Source organism: Pseudomonas sp. CFII64, from assembly GCF_000416235.1.
Lineage (GTDB): Bacteria > Pseudomonadota > Gammaproteobacteria > Pseudomonadales > Pseudomonadaceae > Aquipseudomonas.
Genome location: NZ_ATLO01000042.1, coordinates 240,951 through 260,304 on the forward strand (window position 1 = coordinate 240,951; position 19,354 = coordinate 260,304).

Annotated in this window: 17 protein-coding genes; 6 read left to right on the forward strand and 11 right to left on the reverse strand. The window is 58.5% G+C overall.

Annotation, left to right across the window (positions count from 1 at the left end; translation table 11 throughout):
* Positions 1-82: 82 nt before the first annotated feature.
* Complete coding sequence (locus CFII64_RS19050) at positions 83-1,111, reverse strand: alpha/beta hydrolase (protein WP_020292459.1); 1,029 nt, start codon at positions 1,109-1,111, stop codon at positions 83-85.
* 191 nt (positions 1,112-1,302) lie between these two features.
* On the opposite strand from CFII64_RS19050, the gene CFII64_RS19055 reads away from it, so the two are divergent.
* Positions 1,303-2,232 carry a LysR family transcriptional regulator gene (locus CFII64_RS19055; protein WP_044901505.1) on the forward strand — a complete coding sequence of 310 codons (930 nt, stop codon included), beginning with the start codon at positions 1,303-1,305 and terminating at the stop codon, positions 2,230-2,232.
* A gap of 68 nt (positions 2,233-2,300) precedes the next feature.
* On the opposite strand, the gene CFII64_RS19060 is transcribed toward CFII64_RS19055, so the two are convergent.
* Positions 2,301-3,602 (reverse strand): Nramp family divalent metal transporter, encoded by a 1,302-nt coding sequence (locus CFII64_RS19060; protein WP_020292461.1) that lies wholly within the window; start codon positions 3,600-3,602, stop codon positions 2,301-2,303.
* 308 nt (positions 3,603-3,910) lie between these two features.
* Here CFII64_RS19060 and CFII64_RS19065 point away from each other — a divergent pair, with 308 nt between their 5' ends.
* Positions 3,911-4,189 carry a hypothetical protein gene (locus tag CFII64_RS19065; protein ID WP_020292462.1) on the forward strand — a complete coding sequence of 93 codons (279 nt, stop codon included), beginning with the start codon at positions 3,911-3,913 and terminating at the stop codon, positions 4,187-4,189.
* Here the strand turns inward: CFII64_RS19065 and CFII64_RS19070 are convergent.
* The 6 genes from CFII64_RS19070 to CFII64_RS19095 all read right to left on the reverse strand — a co-directional run bounded on the left by CFII64_RS19070 (position 4,186) and on the right by CFII64_RS19095 (position 10,562).
* Positions 4,186-5,382: a CaiB/BaiF CoA-transferase family protein gene (locus tag CFII64_RS19070; RefSeq protein ID WP_020292463.1), complete on the reverse strand. Its 1,197-nt coding sequence runs from the start codon at positions 5,380-5,382 to the stop codon at positions 4,186-4,188. The genes CFII64_RS19065 and CFII64_RS19070 overlap by 4 nt on opposite strands.
* A 2-nt stretch (positions 5,383-5,384) precedes the next feature.
* On the reverse strand, positions 5,385-6,326 hold the full coding sequence (locus tag CFII64_RS19075; protein ID WP_020292464.1) for a hydroxymethylglutaryl-CoA lyase: 942 nt from the start codon (positions 6,324-6,326) through the stop codon (positions 5,385-5,387).
* 40 nt (positions 6,327-6,366) lie between these two features.
* Positions 6,367-7,653 (reverse strand): CitMHS family transporter, encoded by a 1,287-nt coding sequence (locus CFII64_RS19080; RefSeq protein WP_020292465.1) that lies wholly within the window; start codon positions 7,651-7,653, stop codon positions 6,367-6,369.
* Positions 7,654-7,766: 113 nt separating this feature from the next.
* Positions 7,767-8,465, reverse strand: a complete 699-nt coding sequence (locus tag CFII64_RS19085; RefSeq protein WP_020292466.1) for an RraA family protein — start codon at positions 8,463-8,465, stop codon at positions 7,767-7,769.
* 13 nt (positions 8,466-8,478) lie between these two features.
* Positions 8,479-9,453 (reverse strand): hydroxyacid dehydrogenase, encoded by a 975-nt coding sequence (locus CFII64_RS19090; RefSeq protein ID WP_020292467.1) that lies wholly within the window; start codon positions 9,451-9,453, stop codon positions 8,479-8,481.
* 191 nt (positions 9,454-9,644) lie between these two features.
* On the reverse strand, positions 9,645-10,562 hold the full coding sequence (locus CFII64_RS19095; protein WP_020292468.1) for a LysR family transcriptional regulator: 918 nt from the start codon (positions 10,560-10,562) through the stop codon (positions 9,645-9,647).
* A gap of 310 nt (positions 10,563-10,872) precedes the next feature.
* Between CFII64_RS19095 and CFII64_RS19100 the strand changes: the two genes are divergently transcribed.
* Genes CFII64_RS19100 through CFII64_RS19110 form a run of 3 tightly spaced genes read left to right on the forward strand, consistent with a single transcriptional unit; the run spans position 10,873 to position 16,005 of the window.
* Positions 10,873-13,122: an ATP-binding protein gene (locus CFII64_RS19100; RefSeq protein ID WP_156883233.1), complete on the forward strand. Its 2,250-nt coding sequence runs from the start codon at positions 10,873-10,875 to the stop codon at positions 13,120-13,122.
* A 15-nt stretch (positions 13,123-13,137) separates the two neighbouring features.
* Positions 13,138-13,599, forward strand: coding sequence for a response regulator (locus CFII64_RS19105; RefSeq protein WP_020292470.1), 462 nt, complete (start codon positions 13,138-13,140; stop codon positions 13,597-13,599).
* Positions 13,600-13,626: 27 nt separating this feature from the next.
* A complete protein-coding gene (locus CFII64_RS19110) occupies positions 13,627-16,005 on the forward strand; it encodes a hybrid sensor histidine kinase/response regulator (RefSeq protein WP_020292471.1) in 2,379 nt (792 codons plus the stop codon).
* A gap of 28 nt (positions 16,006-16,033) precedes the next feature.
* Here CFII64_RS19110 and CFII64_RS19115 read toward each other — a convergent pair whose 3' ends face one another.
* Positions 16,034-16,438, reverse strand: coding sequence for a cupin domain-containing protein (locus CFII64_RS19115; protein ID WP_044901555.1), 405 nt, complete (start codon positions 16,436-16,438; stop codon positions 16,034-16,036).
* 223 nt (positions 16,439-16,661) lie between these two features.
* Here CFII64_RS19115 and CFII64_RS19120 point away from each other — a divergent pair, with 223 nt between their 5' ends.
* On the forward strand, positions 16,662-17,555 hold the full coding sequence (locus CFII64_RS19120; protein WP_020292473.1) for a LysR family transcriptional regulator: 894 nt from the start codon (positions 16,662-16,664) through the stop codon (positions 17,553-17,555).
* Between the two features lie 35 nt (positions 17,556-17,590).
* Here the strand turns inward: CFII64_RS19120 and CFII64_RS19125 are convergent, their stop codons facing one another.
* A complete protein-coding gene (locus tag CFII64_RS19125) occupies positions 17,591-18,370 on the reverse strand; it encodes a carboxymuconolactone decarboxylase family protein (protein WP_020292474.1) in 780 nt (259 codons plus the stop codon).
* A 269-nt stretch (positions 18,371-18,639) separates the two neighbouring features.
* Positions 18,640-19,344 carry a peptide-methionine (S)-S-oxide reductase MsrA gene (gene msrA / locus CFII64_RS19130; protein ID WP_020292475.1) on the reverse strand — a complete coding sequence of 235 codons (705 nt, stop codon included), beginning with the start codon at positions 19,342-19,344 and terminating at the stop codon, positions 18,640-18,642.
* Positions 19,345-19,354 lie beyond the last annotated feature (10 nt).

Sequence of the window (19,354 nt, forward strand, 5' to 3'; positions counted from 1 at the left end):
GAACTGTGCAGCCGGCTCAAATCGCAAGACCCTGCGCAACAGCAGGGCCCGGCACCGTCGCCGGAGCGGTCAGCGCGTTATGTCACTTGAGGTTGGTTTGAAAGAATGCGGTCAGCTTGGCAAACGGGATAAGGTCGACCCGATCATAGAGGTCCACATGCCCCGCACCCGGAATGATAACCAGCTCTTTCGGCTGGCCAGCCAGGCGATAGGCCTCTTCACTGAACTCGCGCGAGTGAGCATTTTCCCCGGCGATGAACAGCATTGGGCGCGGGGATATGGTCTCGATATCGTTGAACGGGTAGAAGTTCATGAACTTCGCGTTGCTGGTCAAAGTTGGGTGAGTGGTCAGCAATGACGACTGCCCTTTGGGCGTGAACTCGCCGCGAGGCGTGCGGTAAAAATCATAGAATTCGCGTTCGATAGCAGTGGATTTGTCCGTCAGCGCCTGAACCGTGCCGCTGGTGTATTTCGTTTCCCCACCAGTGAATTCCACATAGCGCTGCTCGGCAGCCGCTGCGATGGCTTGCTTTCTCTGCTCGACGGTGAACGAATGCTTCAAGCCGTTACGGTTAACCGCACCCATGTCATACATGCTGACGGTGGCAACGGCTTTCATGCGGGGATCAATTTTTGCCGCGCTGATCACAAAGCTTCCGCTGCCGCAAATACCCAGGACGCCGATCCTGTTTCGGTCCACGAATGTCTGGGAACCCAGGTAGTCCACCGCCGCGCTGAAGTCTTCAGCGTAGATTTCAGCTGACACCGCATTGCGTGGATGGCCTGCGCTTTCACCCCAAAACGACAGGTCCACGGCCAGGGTCACAAAGCCCTGCTCCGCCAGCTTTTGCGCATACAGGTTGGAGCTCTGCTCTTTGACCGCCCCCATGGGATGGCCAACGATGATTGCCGGATTTTTGCTGTTTGCGCTCACGCCTTCAGGGATATACAGATTCCCCACTGTGTTCATCTGATACTGATTTTTGAAGGTCACTTTTTGGACCTTGACCTTCTCACTCTTGTAGAAATTATCGGCTCCGTTGGACATGTCTGCGCCCAGTGCCGAGAGCGACGCCATCAAAAGGCCGAGCAACACAACGAGTTGTCTCATGCAATACTCCCGATTCGGTAGATGGTACTGATCAACCCGTGTTTGCGGCCTGGATCAGAGGAAGGTGTGCACCGAGCCTGTGACTACAGTTGGCGCTCGGGCTATTATCCGGCAGCAAGACATGTTTGATAATCTAATGAACTCTTCTCGTGCTAATAAGCAGTGCTAATCAATAACGCGGGCGTAATTCGATGCCACGATACAATCTGAACGATCTTCTGGCCTTTGTAACAGTCGCCAGAGAGGGCAGTTTTACCCGTGCGGCGGCCCATTTGGGCGTCACACAGTCAGCGCTCAGTCAAACGGTTTCTGGCCTTGAGAAGCGACTCGAAATAAGGCTGTTGGCGCGCACCACGCGTAGCGTTTCCCCCACCAGCGCGGGGGAGCGCCTGATGCAGGCCATCGGCCATCGCTTCGACGAGATAGAGACCGAACTGGATGCCTTGACAGCGCTCAGGGATAAGCCCGCGGGCACGGTCCGTATTACCTGCGGCGATTTCGTCCTGAGGACCGTGCTGCTTCCCCGACTCACGCCCATGCTCCTCGAATACCCCGACATCAACATCGAGTTCGATATCAATTACGGCTTTCGGGACATCGTCGCCGACCGCTTCGATGCGGGGATACGATTTGGCGCGACAGTCGATAAAGACATGATCGCCGTTCCCATCGGGCCCAAGGTGCGGATGGCGGCCGTGGCATCGCCCGCTTATTTCGCGACCAAGCCAATACCGAAAACCCCGCAGGATCTGCTTGATCACCCATGCATCGACATTCGCTTCCCGACTCGTGGCGGAGTGGATGCCTGGGAGTTCGAAAAACGTGGTCGCAAGGTCAACGTGCGTGTCGCAGGACAGATAATTCTCAACACCAGTGCCCACGTGCCTGCCGCAGCAGTCAATGGTTTAGGCATCGCCTATTTACCGGAGGAGGAATTTGCGCCGCATATTGAAGAGGGGCGTTTGATACGCGTTCTGGAGGATTGGTGCCCTTCGTTCTCGGGCTATCACCTGTATTACCCAAGCCGTCGTCTGCAGACCCCGGCCTTTTCGCTGGTCCTGAACACGCTGCGCGGTGACGGCGCGGCGATCACTGACAGCGCCCGCCGAAACAAGATGTAAAGGCCAGAAACGAAGCGGCCGCAACGAACAGTGTGTCCGTTGCGGCCGGCGAACGACGGGATGATTGATCAGGTGAACAGATCAACACCCAACTGGAACGCTACCCACAGCGCCAGACCTGTTGCGAACAGCAGAGCGATATTCTCGAACAGGTTGTTGCGATACTTCTTGTCCAGCAGTGATTTCTGGTTGGACATGATCAGCAGGCCCAGGGAAATGACCGGCAGCCCGATAATGTTCAACGCGCTGACACCAATGGTCAGTGTCACGAAGTCCGGCATGCCTGGCAGAGACCAAACCAACGGGGTTACCAGAATGAACAGCATGAACCACTTGTGCATCGGGTCATGATGGAATTCCTTGCCGTAACGCTCACGACGTTTCGGGCTCACGTGCTGGAAGGCGTCGGTAATCAACATCGGGAAAGCAGTGGTCTTGCCGGAGATACTGGCAAACAGCGTGGCAAATACGCCGATGAAGAACACGTACCAGCCAATCGGGCCGAAGACGATTTCCAGAGCCTTGCCCAGGTCGCTCAAGGTTTTAACTTCAATCCCGTTCGGCCGCAGGATTTCCGCGCCCACGATCCAGATCGCCAGGTTAATGATGATGCCGATAAACACGGCGAACAGTAGATCGTTACGCTGAACACGCTTGTGTTCGGGACCGGTCCAGCCCTTCTGCCGCATGACATACGGGTGAACAAAGTTGGCGACCGAGCCGGCAACCGCACCGATGACCGAAACGGCGACCAGCAGCGCGCCATGCACGCCTTCATCCGGGGGAATGCTGAAACCGATGGTGCCTTTGACAATGCCCATGACATCCGGTCCGGACATCACTGCCAGCGCGATAAACGCCAAGGTCATGATCGCCAGCAGGACCTTCATGACGCCTTCGATCATCGAGTAAATATTACGACCGACCAGCATCCAGACGGCCAGCACCACAGCGACAGAACACAACAGTGGGTAATCAATCTTCAAGAGCATGGCCAAGGCTTCGCCAGCGCCTTTGATCATGTAGGCATTCATCAAATGCCCCATGAGCAAGGCATACACCAGCAAGAACCAGCCGAAAAACGGGTTCAACTGGGCATAGCCTTGCAGGATGGTCATCCCTTGGTTATTGCAGAGCTGGAAGCGCGCAATGATGTTGACGATCAAATATCTCAAGAGCAGAGATACCGCCAACACCCACATCATTGCGTATCCGTAGTTCGCCCCTGCTACAGACGAAGTGATCAAGTCACCGGCGCCCAGCCAGGAAAGAACGGCGATGATACCGGGGCCCAACAGTTTCAAAATTCGCGAGATGGGGCTTTTTGAAGGCGCTGCGACTTGCGCTTCAGCGGAAGGAGTGCTCGGCATGTGTGGATCTCCGTTATTTTTTTTGTAGGAACCGGCGCAGTCGAACATAGTAGGTACGACGTCGTACAACCATTCTTGAAGTGAAGTATTTAAAAATGTTTCCAGTGTCAGATGCACGTTTGCTGGCCAAGTGCCTTTTTTAGAAACGCTCTAAACCGGGCAAGCTCAAAGCAGACGTGATCGAAGCAGTTCGTTTACGGCGCACAATGGCGGCGACGGTTCAGCGAGCGCCTTGACCCCGCGACTCGGTCTAACCTGCATAAAACGGCCTCAAAAACGGCTCGACCTCTCGATGCACAGGAACTGCAATGACCGGTATGACAATGCGCCGCTGCTCGGCATGGGCCCTGCTCTCTTTGCTCGCCATCAACCTGGCGCTGATCGCGGGATGCTCAGGCACCACGCCGACCCAAGGTTCGAACTGCTACGCAAAGGCATTGCCCACGGCGGGCACAGGTGGCCTGGCCTGGGGCTCGTCCATGAATATGGCGCGCAAAAAATCGTTGGCTAATTGCAAGCGCTATGCCGGGCAATCCGGTGGCACACCCAGTACCTGCGAAGTGGTGTTGGCCAAGTGCAAGCATTAGCCTTTGACCACTCCAGCAGCGTGTAACGCCTGAATCTGTGCGTCGGAATAACCCATCTGCGCCAGCAGTTCAGTGGAGTGACTGCCGAGCTCAGGAACGTTCAGACGTGTGCCGAAGCGTTGGCCATTCATTTCGAAGGGCAACATAGGCACCTTGACGTTTTCACCGTCAGGCAGCGTCAGCGCCGCCATGCCACCCGAAGCATTCAAGTGGCGGTCTTCGAACAGATCCTCGGGGCGCTGGATTGGCGAGAACGGCAGCCCTGCCGCTTCGCAGCGCGCCATGACCTCAACCTTGCTCATGTCGCCCAGACGCTGGCTGACAAAAGGCAGGATCTGCTCACGGGCCTGCACCCGCTGGTTATTCTGCGCCAAAGTGGGGTCAACAGCCCAGTCACTGAAGTCAAAGGCCTTGCAGAAGCTTTGCCATTGGCCGTCGCTCACGACGCCCAGAAACACCTGTTCATCATCGGCCGTCGTGAACACGTCGTAGATGGCCCAGGCCGAGATGCGATTGGGCATGGGTGCGGCGGCCTTGCCAGTTACGACTTTCTGCATCATGTGTTGCGCGACGAGGAAGGCCGAGTTTTCGAACAGGCCGGTCTGCACGAACTGGCCCAGGCCGGTGGAATTACGCTGGTGCAAGGCGGCCAGGATTGAAATGGCACTGAACATGCCGCCCATGACGTCATTCACCGACGCGCCAGCCCGCAGCGGACGCCCCACCGGCCCGGTCATGTAGGCCAGGCCGGTCATCATCTGCACCACTTCATCCAGTGCTGTGCGCTGGTCGTAGGGGCCGGGCAGAAATCCTTTCATCGAGCTGTAGATGATCGACGGGTTGATCGCTTTGACCTGCTCATAACCCAGCGCGAGTTTTTCCATGGCGCCAGGGCGAAAGTTTTCGGTGACCACGTCCGCGCTGGCGATCAGTTTACGGACCGCCTGCATGCCTTCCTCGGTTTTCATGTCCACGGCGAAACTTTTTTTGTTGCGGTTATAGGTCATCCAGTATCCCGCGCCCGAACCCCGCAAACGCCGAGTGTTATCGCCCGCCGGAGCCGGTTCGACCTTGATCACTTCGGCGCCAAGATCCGCCAGGACCAGACCGCAAGTCGGCCCCATGACCATATGCACGAATTCAATGACACGAATGCCCGCCAGTGGCAGGGCCTTGTCGGAAGTTTGCTGCATAGTCATAGATCCTTGCCTGCGTAACGAAAATTCTTGCCTACCCCGGCGTCCGGGATGAAGCCGTAAAGCGGCTCGCCCGGCAGGCCTTGGCGCAGCCATTCCCGTGCGGCAACCAGCCGATCAATGTCGACGCCAGTGCGCAGGCCCATGGATTCGAGCAGGTAAACCAGATCCTCGGTGACGATATTGCCCGACGCTCCCGGCGCATAAGGACAGCCGCCCAGGCCACCTTGGGACGCGTCGATGGTGGTCACGCCGGCGTCCAGCGCCGCCACCACATTCGCCAGACCCTGGCCACGGGTGTTGTGAAAGTGCGCGCTGCCCGCCACAGGCCCCAGTTCATTGCGCAAGCGGGTAAACAGGCTACGCACCTGCGTGGGATTGGCATAACCGACCGTATCGGCCAGACCCACCTCCTCCACGCCGAGTTCGGCCATCTTCAGTGCCATGCGGATCACGTCATCTGCGGGCACGACGCCTTGCAGGGTGCAGCCAAATACCGTGGAGAGTCCGGCTTCAATTTGCACATGAGGAAAGTTCTGGTCGCGCCAGGCAACGACCGAGCGAACTTCCTCGATCACTTGCGCATGCGTCTTGCGAATGTTGGCCAGCGAGTGCGGCTCGCTCACCGAAATCGGCAGGGTTATCTTCTGCACGCCGGCTTCAAACGCTGCCTGGGCGCCTCTGAGATTGGGCACCAGCGCGGTGACGAACAGCCCCGGCAGCGTGCGGCCATGGGCCACCAGCTGTGCGGCATCGGCCATTTGTGGCAGCAACTTTGCCGGGACGAACGAGCCAATCTCGATCTCGCGCAGGCCGGACGCCGCCAGAGCCGAAATCCAGTTGATTTTCAGGGCTGTCGGCATCGTCGCCGCCACGCTTTGCAGGCCGTCCCGTGGCCCTACTTCGCTGATCAGCACATCAATGTCGGGATTGTTTTGCATGGTGTAGCCTCTTCTGGGTTCAGGGCGTTGGCGCAGCCGCTCAGTGCAGGAAGGACAGCGCGCCGATCATCAGCGACATCACGAACATCACGCCGACCGTGCCCAGTGACCATTTCAGGGAGATACGCTGGTTGTCCGCATAATCGACATCCAGCAATCCGCACAACAGATAAGTTGATGCCACCAGTGGACTCAGCACATGAACCGGCTGACCGATCAGCCCCGCGACGGCCATTTCCATGGGACCAATGCCGTAGTGGCTGGCGGTGTCGGCGAGGATCGGCAAGATGCCGAAATAGAACGCATCGTTGGTCAGCACGTAGGTGCCCGGCATGCTCAACAGTGCGGTAATCAGCGACATGTACTGCCCGGCCCACTGCGGAATGATGTAGATCAGGCTTTCCGAGATGGCTTTGATCATGCCCGTGCCGGTCATGATGCCGACGAAGATCCCTGCCGCGAAAATCAGCAGCGACACCAGCATCACGTTATCCGCGTGGCGGGCGATCAGGGCTTTCTGTTCTTCGATTTTCGGGAAGTTGACCACCGCGCCGAGGCCGAAAGCCAGCATGAACAGAATCGGCAGCGGCAACACGCTCATGACCATGCAGGCAATCAATGTGATGGTCAGCACGGCATTGAAGGCGAAGCGCCAATCGCCAGGTCTGGATTCCTTGAAATGATCCATGCCCTCGCCTTCACGCAGTTCGATCACGCCCAGACGACGCTTCTCCATGCGGCCCAGCAAAAACGCCACGAACACCACCCACGCCAGCGCGGCGAGCATCATTGGCAGCATTTCCATGAACAGACTGGCGACGTCCACATGCATGGCACTCGCGGCCCGGGAAAACGGCCCGGCCCAGGGCAGCATGTTCATCACGCCGTTGCTCAGCAGCAACACGGTCGCCATGACTTGCAGGCGAATACCGGTGCGCCGGTACAACGGCAACAACGCGGCGGTGGTGATGATGTAGGTGGTCGCGCCGTCGCCATCGAGGCCGACGCAGATACCGAGAATGGCGCTGCCGATCACGATTTTCTGCGGATCGCCCTTGACCACCTTGAGGATCAGCTTGACCAGCGGATTGAACAAGCCGGCATCGGTCATCATCGAAAAGTACAGAATCGCGAAGGTGAGCATGATGCCGGTGGGTGCGAGCATCTTCACCCCGTCGATCATCATCGGGCCGAGCCCTGCGGCAAAACCGCCGATGCAGGCGAAGACCACCGGCACCAGCATCAGCGCCACCAGGGGCGAGAGCCGGCGGCTCATGACCAGGTACATGAAGCAGGTGATCATCGTATAGCTGAGGATCGTCAGCATGGGTTCCCTCTTTTTTTTAGTTTTATCTGGGTGACGTTTTGCGGGTGCAACCCGGCAGCCATCAGCGGCGATGACCGACAGCGTGTTGAGTGCGGGGTATCAGTGCAATGAACTCAGACCGGCAAGCCCTTGGCTCGCAGCAGCGCGTCGAATCGTTCAGGGTTGGCGGTGCCGAGGCGGTTGGTTTCGCGGATGGCCGCTTCCCGATCCAGATGGGCAAGGGCTTTGGGCAGCAGCGCGGCAACGTCGGCCTGCGGCACTGCCAGCACGCCATCTGCGTCGCCGAGCATCAGATCGCCCGGCATCACGCACAAACCGGCGCAGGCAATCGGCACGTTGATTTCACCGGGACCGTCCTTGCTTGGACCCCGATGGGTATGCCCCGCTGCGAACACCGGCAGGATACCTTCGGCCAATTCCTCAAGATCACGAACGGCGCCATCAATAACGATCCCGCCCAGTTTCACGCGCAATGCGGTGGTGCGCACCAGACCGCCAATCACCGCCTGACTGACATCGCCAGCGCCGTCGATGACCAGCACATCGCCGGGCTGCACCATCATCAGCGCCTTGTGCACCATCAGGTTGTCACCGGGCCGCACACGCAGGGTAAACGCCGGGCCGCACAGCTTGAGCGCCAGGTCGCCGTGGTAGATGCGCAAGCCCCGGGCGCCGATGTTGCGACCCAGACAATCCCCGGCGACAGCAACCGGAATAGCGCGAAACGCTTCAATCAGTTCACTGCCCAGGCCATCATTGCGCGGGTTGATGCGGTAGCCCGTTGGCCAGTCATTGAGAGCAGAAGCGGTCATGGAATATCTCCGGTCAGAGGGGAAGGATGTCGGCGTTGACACAGGACGTACGCGGCACGGGTTTGCCGCGCAGAAAATCAGTCACGTTGGTTGCCGCGTCACGCGCCATGGCGGCCAGCGCTGCTGGCGTCGAACCGCCGACATGGGGCGTGAGCAGCACGTTGTCCAGGCTCAACAGCGGGCTGTCGGCAGGCAGTGGTTCGATGGCCATGGTGTCCAGGCCGGCGGCGAACAGCCGACCGCTGCGCAAGGCGTCGACCAGTGCCGTTTCGTTGACGACTTCACCTCGTGCGGTATTGATCAGCACGGCGTGTTCCGGAAGCAACGCGAGTTCGGCAGCGCCGATCAGGTCTCGGGTTTGCGCGGTGAGCGGCACGTGCAGGCTCAGAACACCACTGACAGCCAAAAGAGTCGCCAACGAGCCCATGCGTTCGGCGCCCATCAAGTCGCTGTCGGCGGTGAGGAATGGATCGTAGACTTTTACCGACATGCCCAGCGCCTGACACACCGTGGTCACTTTGCGCGCGACCTGTCCGAAACCCACCAACCCCAGAGTGCGACCTTGCAACTGCAGGCCGTCCTGGGCGCGGGACCAGCGACCGGCGCGGATTTCGCGGTCCATCCAGCTGACTTTGCGTGCAGCGCCAAACAGCAGAGCCAGGGTCATTTCGCACACCGACTGCGCGTTGGCGCCCGGCGTGACATACACCGGAATGCCTCGGGCGCTGGCCGCCGCGACATCGATATTGCTCACGCCAACACCGTGTTTGGAGATGACTTTCAGGCTCGGGCACGAAGCAATCGCCTGTTCACTCAGCTCGAAGGTGCGAGAGATCACGGCGTCCACCGGCTCAGTCGCCATCAGCCGCTCGATATCAGCGACTTCCTGCCCCTGACGGACGAACAAGACGCGGCAATCCTGCTGGCTGAGGACATTCAGTCCAGCAGGGGCCAGGCGCTCTGCAGTGACGAGAATGGTGTAGGTCATAGTGGACGCCTTGTTTTGATTATTGGCATCGGTATCGACTTCATTGACCGTCGCCTACCGCCATGGCACCCATGTTTAACCTATTTTTCGTATAAATCTATTTCCGCTTTGTTATTCAACTATGAATATTATTGATAGAAATACCCATGCTTCGGCCACGCTGGGGAAATGGGTAACACTTGCCGGGACAGTCAATCGTGATCGGAGTGATCGGTGAACAACGCCGTGCCTTCCCGCTTGAGCAGGTCAACGATGTAGGCGGCAGGCGGCGAAACGTAAGCCTCGCGGCGCATCACCAGGCCGAAACTTCGTTTCATGGTGGTTTCTGCGAGCGGGACTTCACGCAAGGTTGCGCCGATCTTGCCGACACCCAGGTTATGCCTGGAAATGAAGCTCAACAGCGGCGTGTGAGCGATCAGGCGCGGCATCATATTGATGGAGTTGGTCTGAATCTGGATCTGCGGCATATCCAGTTGATGATTGAAAAAGGCGTTATCGATCCAGCGGCGGGTTGCCACAGTCGGCGCGGCCAACACCCAGCGCCAATTACACAGGTCGGCCATGCTGATCGGTTGTTTGAACAACGCGTGGTCGACGCTGGCGACCACCACCACTTCATCCTGCAACAACGCGAACGTCTCGAATTGCGCAACGTCCACCGCCGATAACGGACAGATCAACAGGTCCAGTTGTCCCGTACGCAATGCGTTGAGCAGCATGTCGTTCTGTCCGGTGACCAGTTCCAGGGTCAGGTCCGGCGCGGTCTCCAGCAACAGTGAAACCAGGCTTGGCAACAGGTATTCGGCAGCAGTCGGCCCGCAGCCAAGGCGGACATTGCCTACCGTGCCTTTGGCGAAATCCTGAATCTCCCGACGGGTTTCCTGTACGCCCTGACGCAAGTGTCGCGCCCGCATCAAGAGCAATTCACCGGCGGGAGTCAGGCGCATCCGACGCCCCTCGCGGAAAAACAACGCGGTGCCGAGGGTTTGTTCCAGACGCTGGATGCTTTTGGACAGCGCAGGCTGGGTACGATGCAACTTGTCACCGGCGCGACCGAGATTGCCCAGATCGGCGATGGTTTCGAAATAGTAGAGGTCGCGTAAATCCATCGAGACAAATTCCACCTTGGTTTGTGCAGCACACTTATTCGCCTGCCCGTTGGGGACCGGGTTGCGCCTGTTTCCAGAAGAACATTCATAACACTCTGCGGTCGTAAACACTCATTCGGCTTTAAATCAGTGATTGATCCTGTCATCGGGAACCACCGCACTCGGCGTCATTCAAACAAACCGAGCCTGAGTAATTTGATACTGTGTCATCGGATTTTTCGACGCCAATGCATTGCGGTGATTTTCCGCTCATCACTTGAGCCTGCTTCACCCGTCACAAAAGCCTTCAAAGGGAAAAATTTTGACCGCTATCGACACTGAAGCATCCCTGCAAGCCGCCATCGATAATTGCGCTCGGGAACCTATTCGCATCCCGGGCAGCATCCAGCCGCAAGGCTTCCTGATCGTGATTGATGAACCGACGATGAAGATCGTCCAGATCAGCGAAAACATTGCGCAATGGCTGAATATCGAGCAGGCGTCCCTCTTGGGCATGGAGCTGGATGCACTCGTCGAGAATGGCTCTGCGTATCTGGACCAACTGGGCGAACTGGACGACGATGCGTCGCTGCCCTGCCATGTCGGCGATGTCACTTTTCTTCAGGGCGATCAATCCGGCCAGCCCGTCGCGATGTTGCTCCATCGCAATGACGACGTCTTGATTGCCGAATTTGAACCCGCCGGTGATAGCGCTGCGGCGCACGGTCGCCTGTATCCGTTGGTGCGTTCGTTCATCAGTCAGATGCGCGAAGACGAAAGCGTTGACGAACTGTGCAATCGCTCTGTCTGCTTCATCAAGCGCATTACGGGCTTCGGGCGAGTCAATAGTTATCGATTCGACAAAGACGGCAACGGCGTGGTCAACGCCGAGCTGGCCAACGAGGGCTACCCCAGTTATCTGGGGCTATGTTTCCCGGCGTCGGACATTCCCCGGCAAGCGCGCGAGCTTTACTGCGCCAATCGCATCCGGATCATTGCCGATGCCAACTACGTGCCCTCCGCGATTATCCCGGCGATCAATCCCAGAACGCAGCGCCCCCTGGATTTGAGCTATGCGACCCTGCGCAGTGTTTCGCCCGTACATCTGCAGTACATGCGCAACATGGGCACCGGCGCATCCATGTCCATCTCGATTGTGGTTGATGGTCAACTGTGGGGGCTGATTTCCTGCCATAACTCAGAACCCCGCTCTGTCAGCTTCCAGACCCGCTCGGCCTGCGAACTGCTGGGGCGAGTTCTGTCATTGCAGGTGGAAACCAAGGAAGCTCACCTGCGCAATCAGCGCATGCTGGGCCTGCGACGAGACATCGTCCAGATGCTCGCGGCCATGGCCGATCAAGACAGCGTATTCAACGGGCTGAAAGCCCTGCCTGACACGTTTATCCGTTTTGTCGGTGCCACCGGCGCGGCGGTCGTCTCTGACAACGAATGCGACCTGTACGGCCAGACGCCACCGGAAGGACAGGTTCGAGCGCTCGCCGCGTGGCTGACCAGGCGCAATGGCCCGGATGTCTTTCACACCGACAATGTCGGCCTGGAAATCCCTCAGTTGCCCGGGCTTGCGAAATCAGTGAGCGGCGTTTTGTCCGTTTCCATCTCCGAGCTGCATTCGAACTTCCTGATCTGGTTCAAATGCGAGCAGGCCCGTACCGTTCAGTGGGCAGGGAAACCGGAAAAAGCCGTTGATCAAAGCGGATCGTTGAGCCCCCGCCAGAGCTTTGATCTCTGGAAACAGAAGGTCGAAGGCTTCTCCACGGGCTGGGATGCAACCGAACTGGAAGGTGTCGCCGAATTACGCCTGGCCGTGCTCGGGATTGTGTTGCGCAAAGCGGAGGAAATGGCCCAACTGGCGACCGAACTCAAGCGCAGCAACAAAGAGCTTGAAGCGTTTTCCTACAGTGTGTCCCATGATCTGCGCGCCCCGCTGCGCCACATTGCCGGCTATGCCGAGTTGCTCACGGATATGGAACAGGGAAACCTTACCGAGCGTGGCCAGCGCTTCCTGGGCACCATTGGCGAGTCGGCAAAATTTGCCGGCACCCTGGTGGACAACCTGCTCAGCTTCTCCCAGATGGGTCGATCGGCCATGCGTCAGTCAGAGGTCAATCTGACTGCCATGGTGGAATCGATTCGGGCTGAAATGAAACCCGACTATGAAGGCCGGACGATCGAGTGGGTGGTTCGCGACCTGCCCGTCATCATTGCCGACCCTGCGTTCCTGCACCTGGCCATGCGCAACCTTATCGCCAACGCCATCAAGTACACCCGCACCAAAGCGATTGCCACTATTGAGATCGATGCAATCAAGGGCGAAAAATTCGTCGAAGTCAGCATTCGTGATAACGGCGTGGGCTTTGACATGCAATACGCAGACAAGCTGTTCGGAGTCTTCCAGCGCCTGCACCGCATGGAAGAATTCGAAGGCACCGGTATCGGCCTGGCCAACGTCAGACGGATTATCGAACGTCAGGGTGGCACCGTCCGGGCGCAAGGTGTCCTCGACCAAGGCGCGGTCTTCTCCTTCACCTTACCCATTCAAACCTTGAGTCCAGTTGCCTGATTGAGGAAAAACACGATGCTCAAACCCATATTGCTGGTCGAGGACAATCCTCAGGATCTGGAGCTGACCCTGATCGCTCTGGAACGTAGCCAGCTTGCCAATGAAGTGATCGTTGTCCGTGACGGCGCGGAAGCGCTTGACTACCTGTTTCGCCGCGACAGCTACGCCCAACGGCTCGATGGAAATCCCGCAGTACTGCTGCTGGACCTGAAACTGCCCAAGGTCGATGGACTGCAAGTGCTCGAAGCCGTGCGCCAGTCGGAAGAGCTGCGCAGTATCCCGGTGGTCATGCTGACCTCATCCCGTGAAGAGCCTGATTTGTCGCGAGCCTATCAATTGGGCGTCAACGCCTACGTCGTCAAGCCGGTGGAGTTCAAGGAGTTCGTCAGCGCCATTTCGGACCTGGGTATTTTCTGGGCCGTGCTGAACGAGCCGCCACCCGGATCGGTCAGAGCTCAACGTCGTCCCGGTTCCTGACCTTTATTGATAAGCGCAGTCGACTTAATGCCATTTAAAACACTGAGAATTCTCCTGATTGAAGACAGCCCGCACGATGCGGAGCTGACACTTTTGGCATTGGAAGCCAGCGGCATCGAAGTCGACTCAACGCTGGTTCACAATCACCACGGCGCGGCTCAAGCCCTGAGCCAACAGGTATTTGACGTCGTTCTGTGCGACTTCCTGCTGCCTGGATCTTCCGGCGCAGACGTGCTGAAAATCGCTCAGCAGCTGACACCCAAGACTCCGTTCATTTTTCTGTCGGGGATTTTCGGCGAGCAGCAGGCGGTGGAGATGATGCGTCTGGGGGCGGTGGATTACGTCCTCAAGCAAAACCTGAAAATGCTGCCCAAGGCCGTCAAACGCGCGGTCTCGGAGGTCCGTGAACGCGCGCAACGCAAGGCTGCCGAATCAGCGTTGCAAGACGTCGAAGTTCGTGCCCGGCTCGCCATCGAGGCGGCAATGATGGGCGTCTGGGAGCTTGAGCCGTTGACCGGACGGCTGCTGTGGGATGAACGCTGCAACGCCTTGTACGAACTCTTGCCCAATAGCCCGGTCGACCTGCCTTTTCTTCTGGCCCGCTGCCATCCGAAAGACCGAGCGCTGCTTGAGCTGAAAATCAACGAGGCCATGTCAAAGGAAGCCGACTACCAGATCGAATACCGGGCGCTGATGCCCAATGGTCGGTCGCGGTGGTTGTTTTCCAATGGACGCTCGGTCTTTGAAAATGGCCAATGTGTGCGTTTCACCGGTGTGATGCAGGACATCAGCGAGCGTAAACAGGCGACCAGGGAACTGGTGGAACTCAACCAACTGCTGGGCGCACGCATCGAGCTGCGCACCCGTGAACGTGATCGCACCTGGGAGTTGTCCCGGGAGTTGCTGGCCGTGTTGCAGCTCGACATGACGCCCATATCCTTGAACCCGGCGTGGGAAGCGGCCTTGGGCTGGTCCAATCAGCAGATCAGCCAGATGCGGCTATGGGAATTGATTCACCCGCTGGATCTGGACGCTACGGTCCAGGAAGTCGAGAGCATTGCTCGCGGCAATATTTCGACCCGTTTCGTCAATCGCATGAAACACCGATCCGGTGACTATCGCTGGTTGTCCTGGACCATCGTGCCCGAGGACGGACTGATGTATGCCGCCGTTCGCGATATCACCGAAGAGCGCGCGGTCATCGATGAGCTTGCCGCTGCCAACAAACTGCTTCGCGCGCAAATCAGCGAGAAAGAGCGCATAGAGGCCGACCTGCAACAGATGCAGCGACTCGAAGTGGTCGGTCAATTGACCGCAGGTGTTGCCCACGATTTCAACAACCTTTTGACCGTCATCCTGACCAGTACCGCCTTCGCCATTCGCGACATCGAGCGCGGCACCCTGGACAAGACCGTCAACCGTTTGCAGAACGTCAAGGATGCCGGGGAACGCGGCGCGCGGCTCACCGCTCAATTGCTCTCGTTTTCGCGCCGGCAACGGCTGCAACCTGTGGCGATCAGCCTGAACGACACCATCCGCAGTATGGGGACTTTGCTGGTCCGGGCATTGGGAGGCAGTGTCTGGATTGAAACCGATCTGGCCACCGATCTCTGGTACGCCATGGGTGACCCGACGCAGACCGAAATGATCATCCTCAACCTGGCCATCAACGCGCGGGATGCGATGACAAAAGGCGGCCCGCTGGCCTTCTCGACGTTCAACGCAGAAATCACCGAGCCTGCCGTGCGCCCCGAAGATCCGGAACCGGGTAAGTACGCCGTTCTGGCCATCAGCGATTCGGGCAGCGGGATGAGCGCGGAGACGTTGAAGCGCGCATTCGAGCCGTTCTATACCACCAAGGATGTCGGCAAAGGTTCAGGGCTGGGCCTGGCGCAGGTGTTCGGGTTTGCCAAACAGTCAGGCGGCGGCGTCATGATTGAGAGTCAGCTGGGGGTGGGCACCAAAGTGATGGTCTATCTGCCCAGTGTGGCCAAGCCCGAGATCATCCGCAATGAAATGCCAGAAGTACCGGATCCGGCACACGAAGCAGGTTCGCACACCATCCTGCTGGTGGACGACGACCCGGATGTGCGCTCCGTTACCGTGCAGATGCTCGATGCCATGGGTTACACCGTGAAACAGGCGCAGGACGGAGTCGAAGCCCTGGAAATGCTGAATCATTCAATCGACCTGGTGCTGACCGATTTCGCCATGCCCGGCATGACCGGTGGTGAGTTGGCGGCACTTGTCTATGAGAACCATCCTGAAATCCCGGTGCTGTTTGTGACGGGCTACGCCGACACCGACGTACTGGGCCTGGAAGGCTCGCTGGTGGTCCAAAAGCCGTTCAACGAAAGCGATCTGCAGGCCAAGCTGCATAAAGTCCTGAGCAGCAGCAAACGCTAAACCCGGGACTCTGGCCGCAAGGCTACAATCAGAGCGCCTCTGCATACTGGTCATCGCTGACCTGTTCCATCCAGTCAACCACTTTGCCATCCAGCACTTCGGCGACGGCAATGTGGCTCATCGCGGTGGTTGCGGTAGCGCCATGCCAATGCTTGACGTTGGGCGGGATCCACACGGTGTCGCCCGGCTTGATCGAACGCACCGGCTTACCCGATTCTTGCACCAGACCCGAGCCTGCCGTGACAATCAGGGTCTGACCCAGCGGATGAGTGTGCCACGCCGTACGCGCACCGGGCTCGAACGTCACCGTTGCGCCACTGACCCGGGCGCCGTCCGTGCCTTTGAACGGCGCGTCGACACGTACGGTTCCGGTGAAATAATCAGCCGGCCCCTTGGCTGAAGGCTGAGAGCCATTGGTATTGACGACAAGCATGGATTTCTCCTCGGCAGGTAAATCGAAAGCGAGTAATGACAGCAATAACGCAGTGGCGGCGAGGCTTTTCATAAGGGTTCTCACTTGAACAATGCAAGGGTTAGGAGCCGGCAGGTCGCATCCTCGGTCCATGGCTAACCGAGCATGGACCGCAAATTTAACAGCTGCATATTGAGTTGATTAGACGCTAGAATCTTAAAATATTTATGCAAGGTGCTCATCAATGCTCCGAGAAAACGCCACTGATCTGCTCGCCTTTCTCGCTGTTGCACGGGAGCGGAGCTTCACCAAGGCCGCCGGCAAACTGGGCGTCTCCCAATCGGCGCTGAGTCACACCATTCGCGGGCTGGAGGCACGCCTCGGCTTGCGCCTGCTGACCCGCACCACCCGCAGCGTGTCGCCCACCGAAGCTGGCGAACGCCTGATTAAAAAGGTCGGCCCGCATTTCGAGGAAATCGAAATGGAGCTGGCGGGCCTCAGCGACCTGCGTGACACCCCGACCGGTAGCATCCGCATCAATGCCATCGATCACGTGCTGCAGATGATCATTCGGCCAGTGCTCAACCAATTCCTCCCCAAATATCCGGACATCTCGGTGGAGGTCTGTTGCGACTACGGCTTCGTCGACATTGCCGCCCACGGTTTTGACGCGGGCGTGCGATTGGGCGAAGACGTCGCCGAAGGAATGATCGCCACGCGCATTGGCCCTGACATGCGCATGTCGGTGGTCGGCTCCCCCGCTTACTTTGCCAACCGAACCTTGCCCCGGACACCCCGGGACCTCACCGACCATCAATGCAACAACCTGCGCCTGCCCACCAATGGCGGCCTGTACGCCTGGGAGTTCGCCAAAGACGGCGAAAGCCTCAAGGCCCGCGTCACCGGCCAGATCACCTACAACGGCGTGTACCAACTGCTGCATGCGGCGCTGGACGGTTTCGGCCTCAGCTACATTCCCAACGATTTGATCGCCCCTTACGTCAAGGACGGCAGCCTGATTCATGTGCTGGAAGACTGGTCGCCATTATTCGCCGGTTTCCATCTTTACTACCCCAGCCGACGCCAGGCTTCGCCGGCGTTTGCCTTGCTGGTGGACGCGTTGCGCTACAGAAACTGATCGTTACCGGCTATCTCAAGTTCAGCGAGCCGGGTTCAGCCTTGATTGCGGCGCGACTCAAACACGGCTTTGAGTACCGGGACTGCCGACATCGCCTTTGGCCATCCAACGTAAAACGCCAGATGAGTCACCACCTCGGCGGCCTGGATTTCGGTCAGGCCATTGTCCATCGCGCGGTTCAGGTGGAATGGCAATTGGGCGACCTGCCCTTGCGTAATCAGAGCGGCGACGGTGATCAAGCTGCGGTCGCGCGCCGTCAGGTCGGTCTGTCGCCATAGCTCGGCGAACAGCACTTCGTTGGTGTAGCGCCCGAGCGCAGGCGCCACGTCACCGGTAGCAGCCTCGACTGCGGCTTTGCGCTTGACCTCGCTGGCGGGATCCAGCGTCAACGGTTCAGTCGGTGGCGGGACGATCTGTTCCGCAGGTATGCCCCGCTCGGTAAAGACTTTTTTCGCCACACCGACTGCCGACATCGCGTTGGGCCAACCCGAATAAAACGCCAGGTGAGTGATCAATGCGCTGATTTCGCTGGGTTTGAGGCCGTTGTCCAGGCCGATATTGAGATGCCCGGTCATCTGCGCGGTTTGCCCGCCACTCACCAGCGCTGCAAGGGTGATCAGGCTGCGATCCCGGGGCGCCAGCTCCTGGCGCTTCCAGACTTCGCCAAACAGCAATTCAGTCGTGTACTGATACAACTGCGGCGTGACCGCGAGAACATCGGGCGACGGCTTGGGGTCGGGTTTGCCGCCGCCCTGATTGCCCTCGGCAACAGCGGCAAAACATAAAGTGGCGAGCGCGGCTCCGGCTAGTTTCATGCGTAGGCACCTGGACTGATGATGAAAAGACGTCCATGACGCCAGCGCTACGGATTCAATCGAAACCTGTGCACCAGCGCCAAGAACGGAGCGACGGTAACCCAGGGCAGCAGAGGTAACTACGTGGCACGAACCACATAGACTTATGAGGGGAAATCATCAATCGGGGGTTGGCGGAGTTGAATCGGGCATTTTCGGGGCTGGCAGCGGTGAGTTTCTTACCGCCCAGGCCCGATACATTTTGCAAAGAATTGCCGTGCTATCGCCGGCTACATTCCCGCCTTGACCAGCACAGGCTCATCTTGATAACGGTCTGGATACAACTGCTTCAACTGCGCCACTTTAGGTAAATCGTTGATCACGATGTACGGATGCATGGGATGAAGGGTCAGGAAATCCTGGTGTTCCTCCTCGGCCGGGTAGAAGCCGTTGAACGATTCCAGTCGGGTCACAATCGGCTTGTTGAACGAATGCGCGGCGTCCAGCTGAGCGATGTAAGCCTGGGCAACACGTTGCTGTTCGCCGCTTTTGGTGAACAGTGCCGAGCGATATTGGGTGCCGCGATCCGGCCCTTGGCGATTGAGTTCGGTGGGGTTGTGGGCCACCGAAAAGTAGATTTGCAGCAAGGTGCCGTAACTGACCTGAGCGGGATCGAAAGTGACTTCGACGGATTCCGCATGGCCGGTATCGCCATCGCTGACCTGCTCATAGTGTGCGGTGTCGGCCGCGCCGCCGGCATAGCCGGAAACGGCCTGCTTGACGCCTTTGACATGCTCGAACACACCCTGCACACCCCAGAAGCAGCCGCCGGCAAACACGGCCGTTTCACTGTGGGCCTGGGTGGCTTCGTCCACGGCCGGCGGGGCCAGACGCACCGCTTCCTCAGCGGCAAAGGCGGCGATGGAGCATTGGCCGATAAAGCCGGCGGCGGCCAGTTGCAACACAATCCGGCGCAACGTAAATGGGGTTTTCATGAGACTGACT

Excerpts from the sequence above, each read along its gene's own strand:
- CFII64_RS19095 (WP_020292468.1), bottom strand. The coding sequence starts at position 10,562 with ATGGATTTACGCGACCTCTACTATTTCGAAACCATCGCCGATCTGGGC.
- msrA (WP_020292475.1), bottom strand. The coding sequence starts at position 19,344 with ATGAAAACCCCATTTACGTTGCGCCGGATTGTGTTGCAACTGGCCGCC.
- CFII64_RS19055 (WP_044901505.1), top strand. The coding sequence starts at position 1,303 with ATGCCACGATACAATCTGAACGATCTTCTGGCCTTTGTAACAGTCGCC.
- CFII64_RS19085 (WP_020292466.1), bottom strand. The coding sequence starts at position 8,465 with ATGACCGCTTCTGCTCTCAATGACTGGCCAACGGGCTACCGCATCAAC.
- CFII64_RS19080 (WP_020292465.1), bottom strand. The coding sequence starts at position 7,653 with ATGCTGACGATCCTCAGCTATACGATGATCACCTGCTTCATGTACCTG.
- CFII64_RS19120 (WP_020292473.1), top strand. The coding sequence starts at position 16,662 with ATGCTCCGAGAAAACGCCACTGATCTGCTCGCCTTTCTCGCTGTTGCA.
- CFII64_RS19125 (WP_020292474.1), bottom strand. The coding sequence starts at position 18,370 with ATGAAACTAGCCGGAGCCGCGCTCGCCACTTTATGTTTTGCCGCTGTT.
- CFII64_RS19070 (WP_020292463.1), bottom strand. The coding sequence starts at position 5,382 with ATGCAGCAAACTTCCGACAAGGCCCTGCCACTGGCGGGCATTCGTGTC.
- CFII64_RS19115 (WP_044901555.1), bottom strand. The coding sequence starts at position 16,438 with ATGCTTGTCGTCAATACCAATGGCTCTCAGCCTTCAGCCAAGGGGCCG.
- CFII64_RS19090 (WP_020292467.1), bottom strand. The coding sequence starts at position 9,453 with ATGACCTACACCATTCTCGTCACTGCAGAGCGCCTGGCCCCTGCTGGA.
- CFII64_RS19050 (WP_020292459.1), bottom strand. The coding sequence starts at position 1,111 with ATGAGACAACTCGTTGTGTTGCTCGGCCTTTTGATGGCGTCGCTCTCG.
- CFII64_RS19060 (WP_020292461.1), bottom strand. The coding sequence starts at position 3,602 with ATGCCGAGCACTCCTTCCGCTGAAGCGCAAGTCGCAGCGCCTTCAAAA.
- CFII64_RS19065 (WP_020292462.1), top strand. The coding sequence starts at position 3,911 with ATGACCGGTATGACAATGCGCCGCTGCTCGGCATGGGCCCTGCTCTCT.
- CFII64_RS19105 (WP_020292470.1), top strand. The coding sequence starts at position 13,138 with ATGCTCAAACCCATATTGCTGGTCGAGGACAATCCTCAGGATCTGGAG.
- CFII64_RS19075 (WP_020292464.1), bottom strand. The coding sequence starts at position 6,326 with ATGCAAAACAATCCCGACATTGATGTGCTGATCAGCGAAGTAGGGCCA.
- CFII64_RS19110 (WP_020292471.1), top strand. The coding sequence starts at position 13,627 with ATGCCATTTAAAACACTGAGAATTCTCCTGATTGAAGACAGCCCGCAC.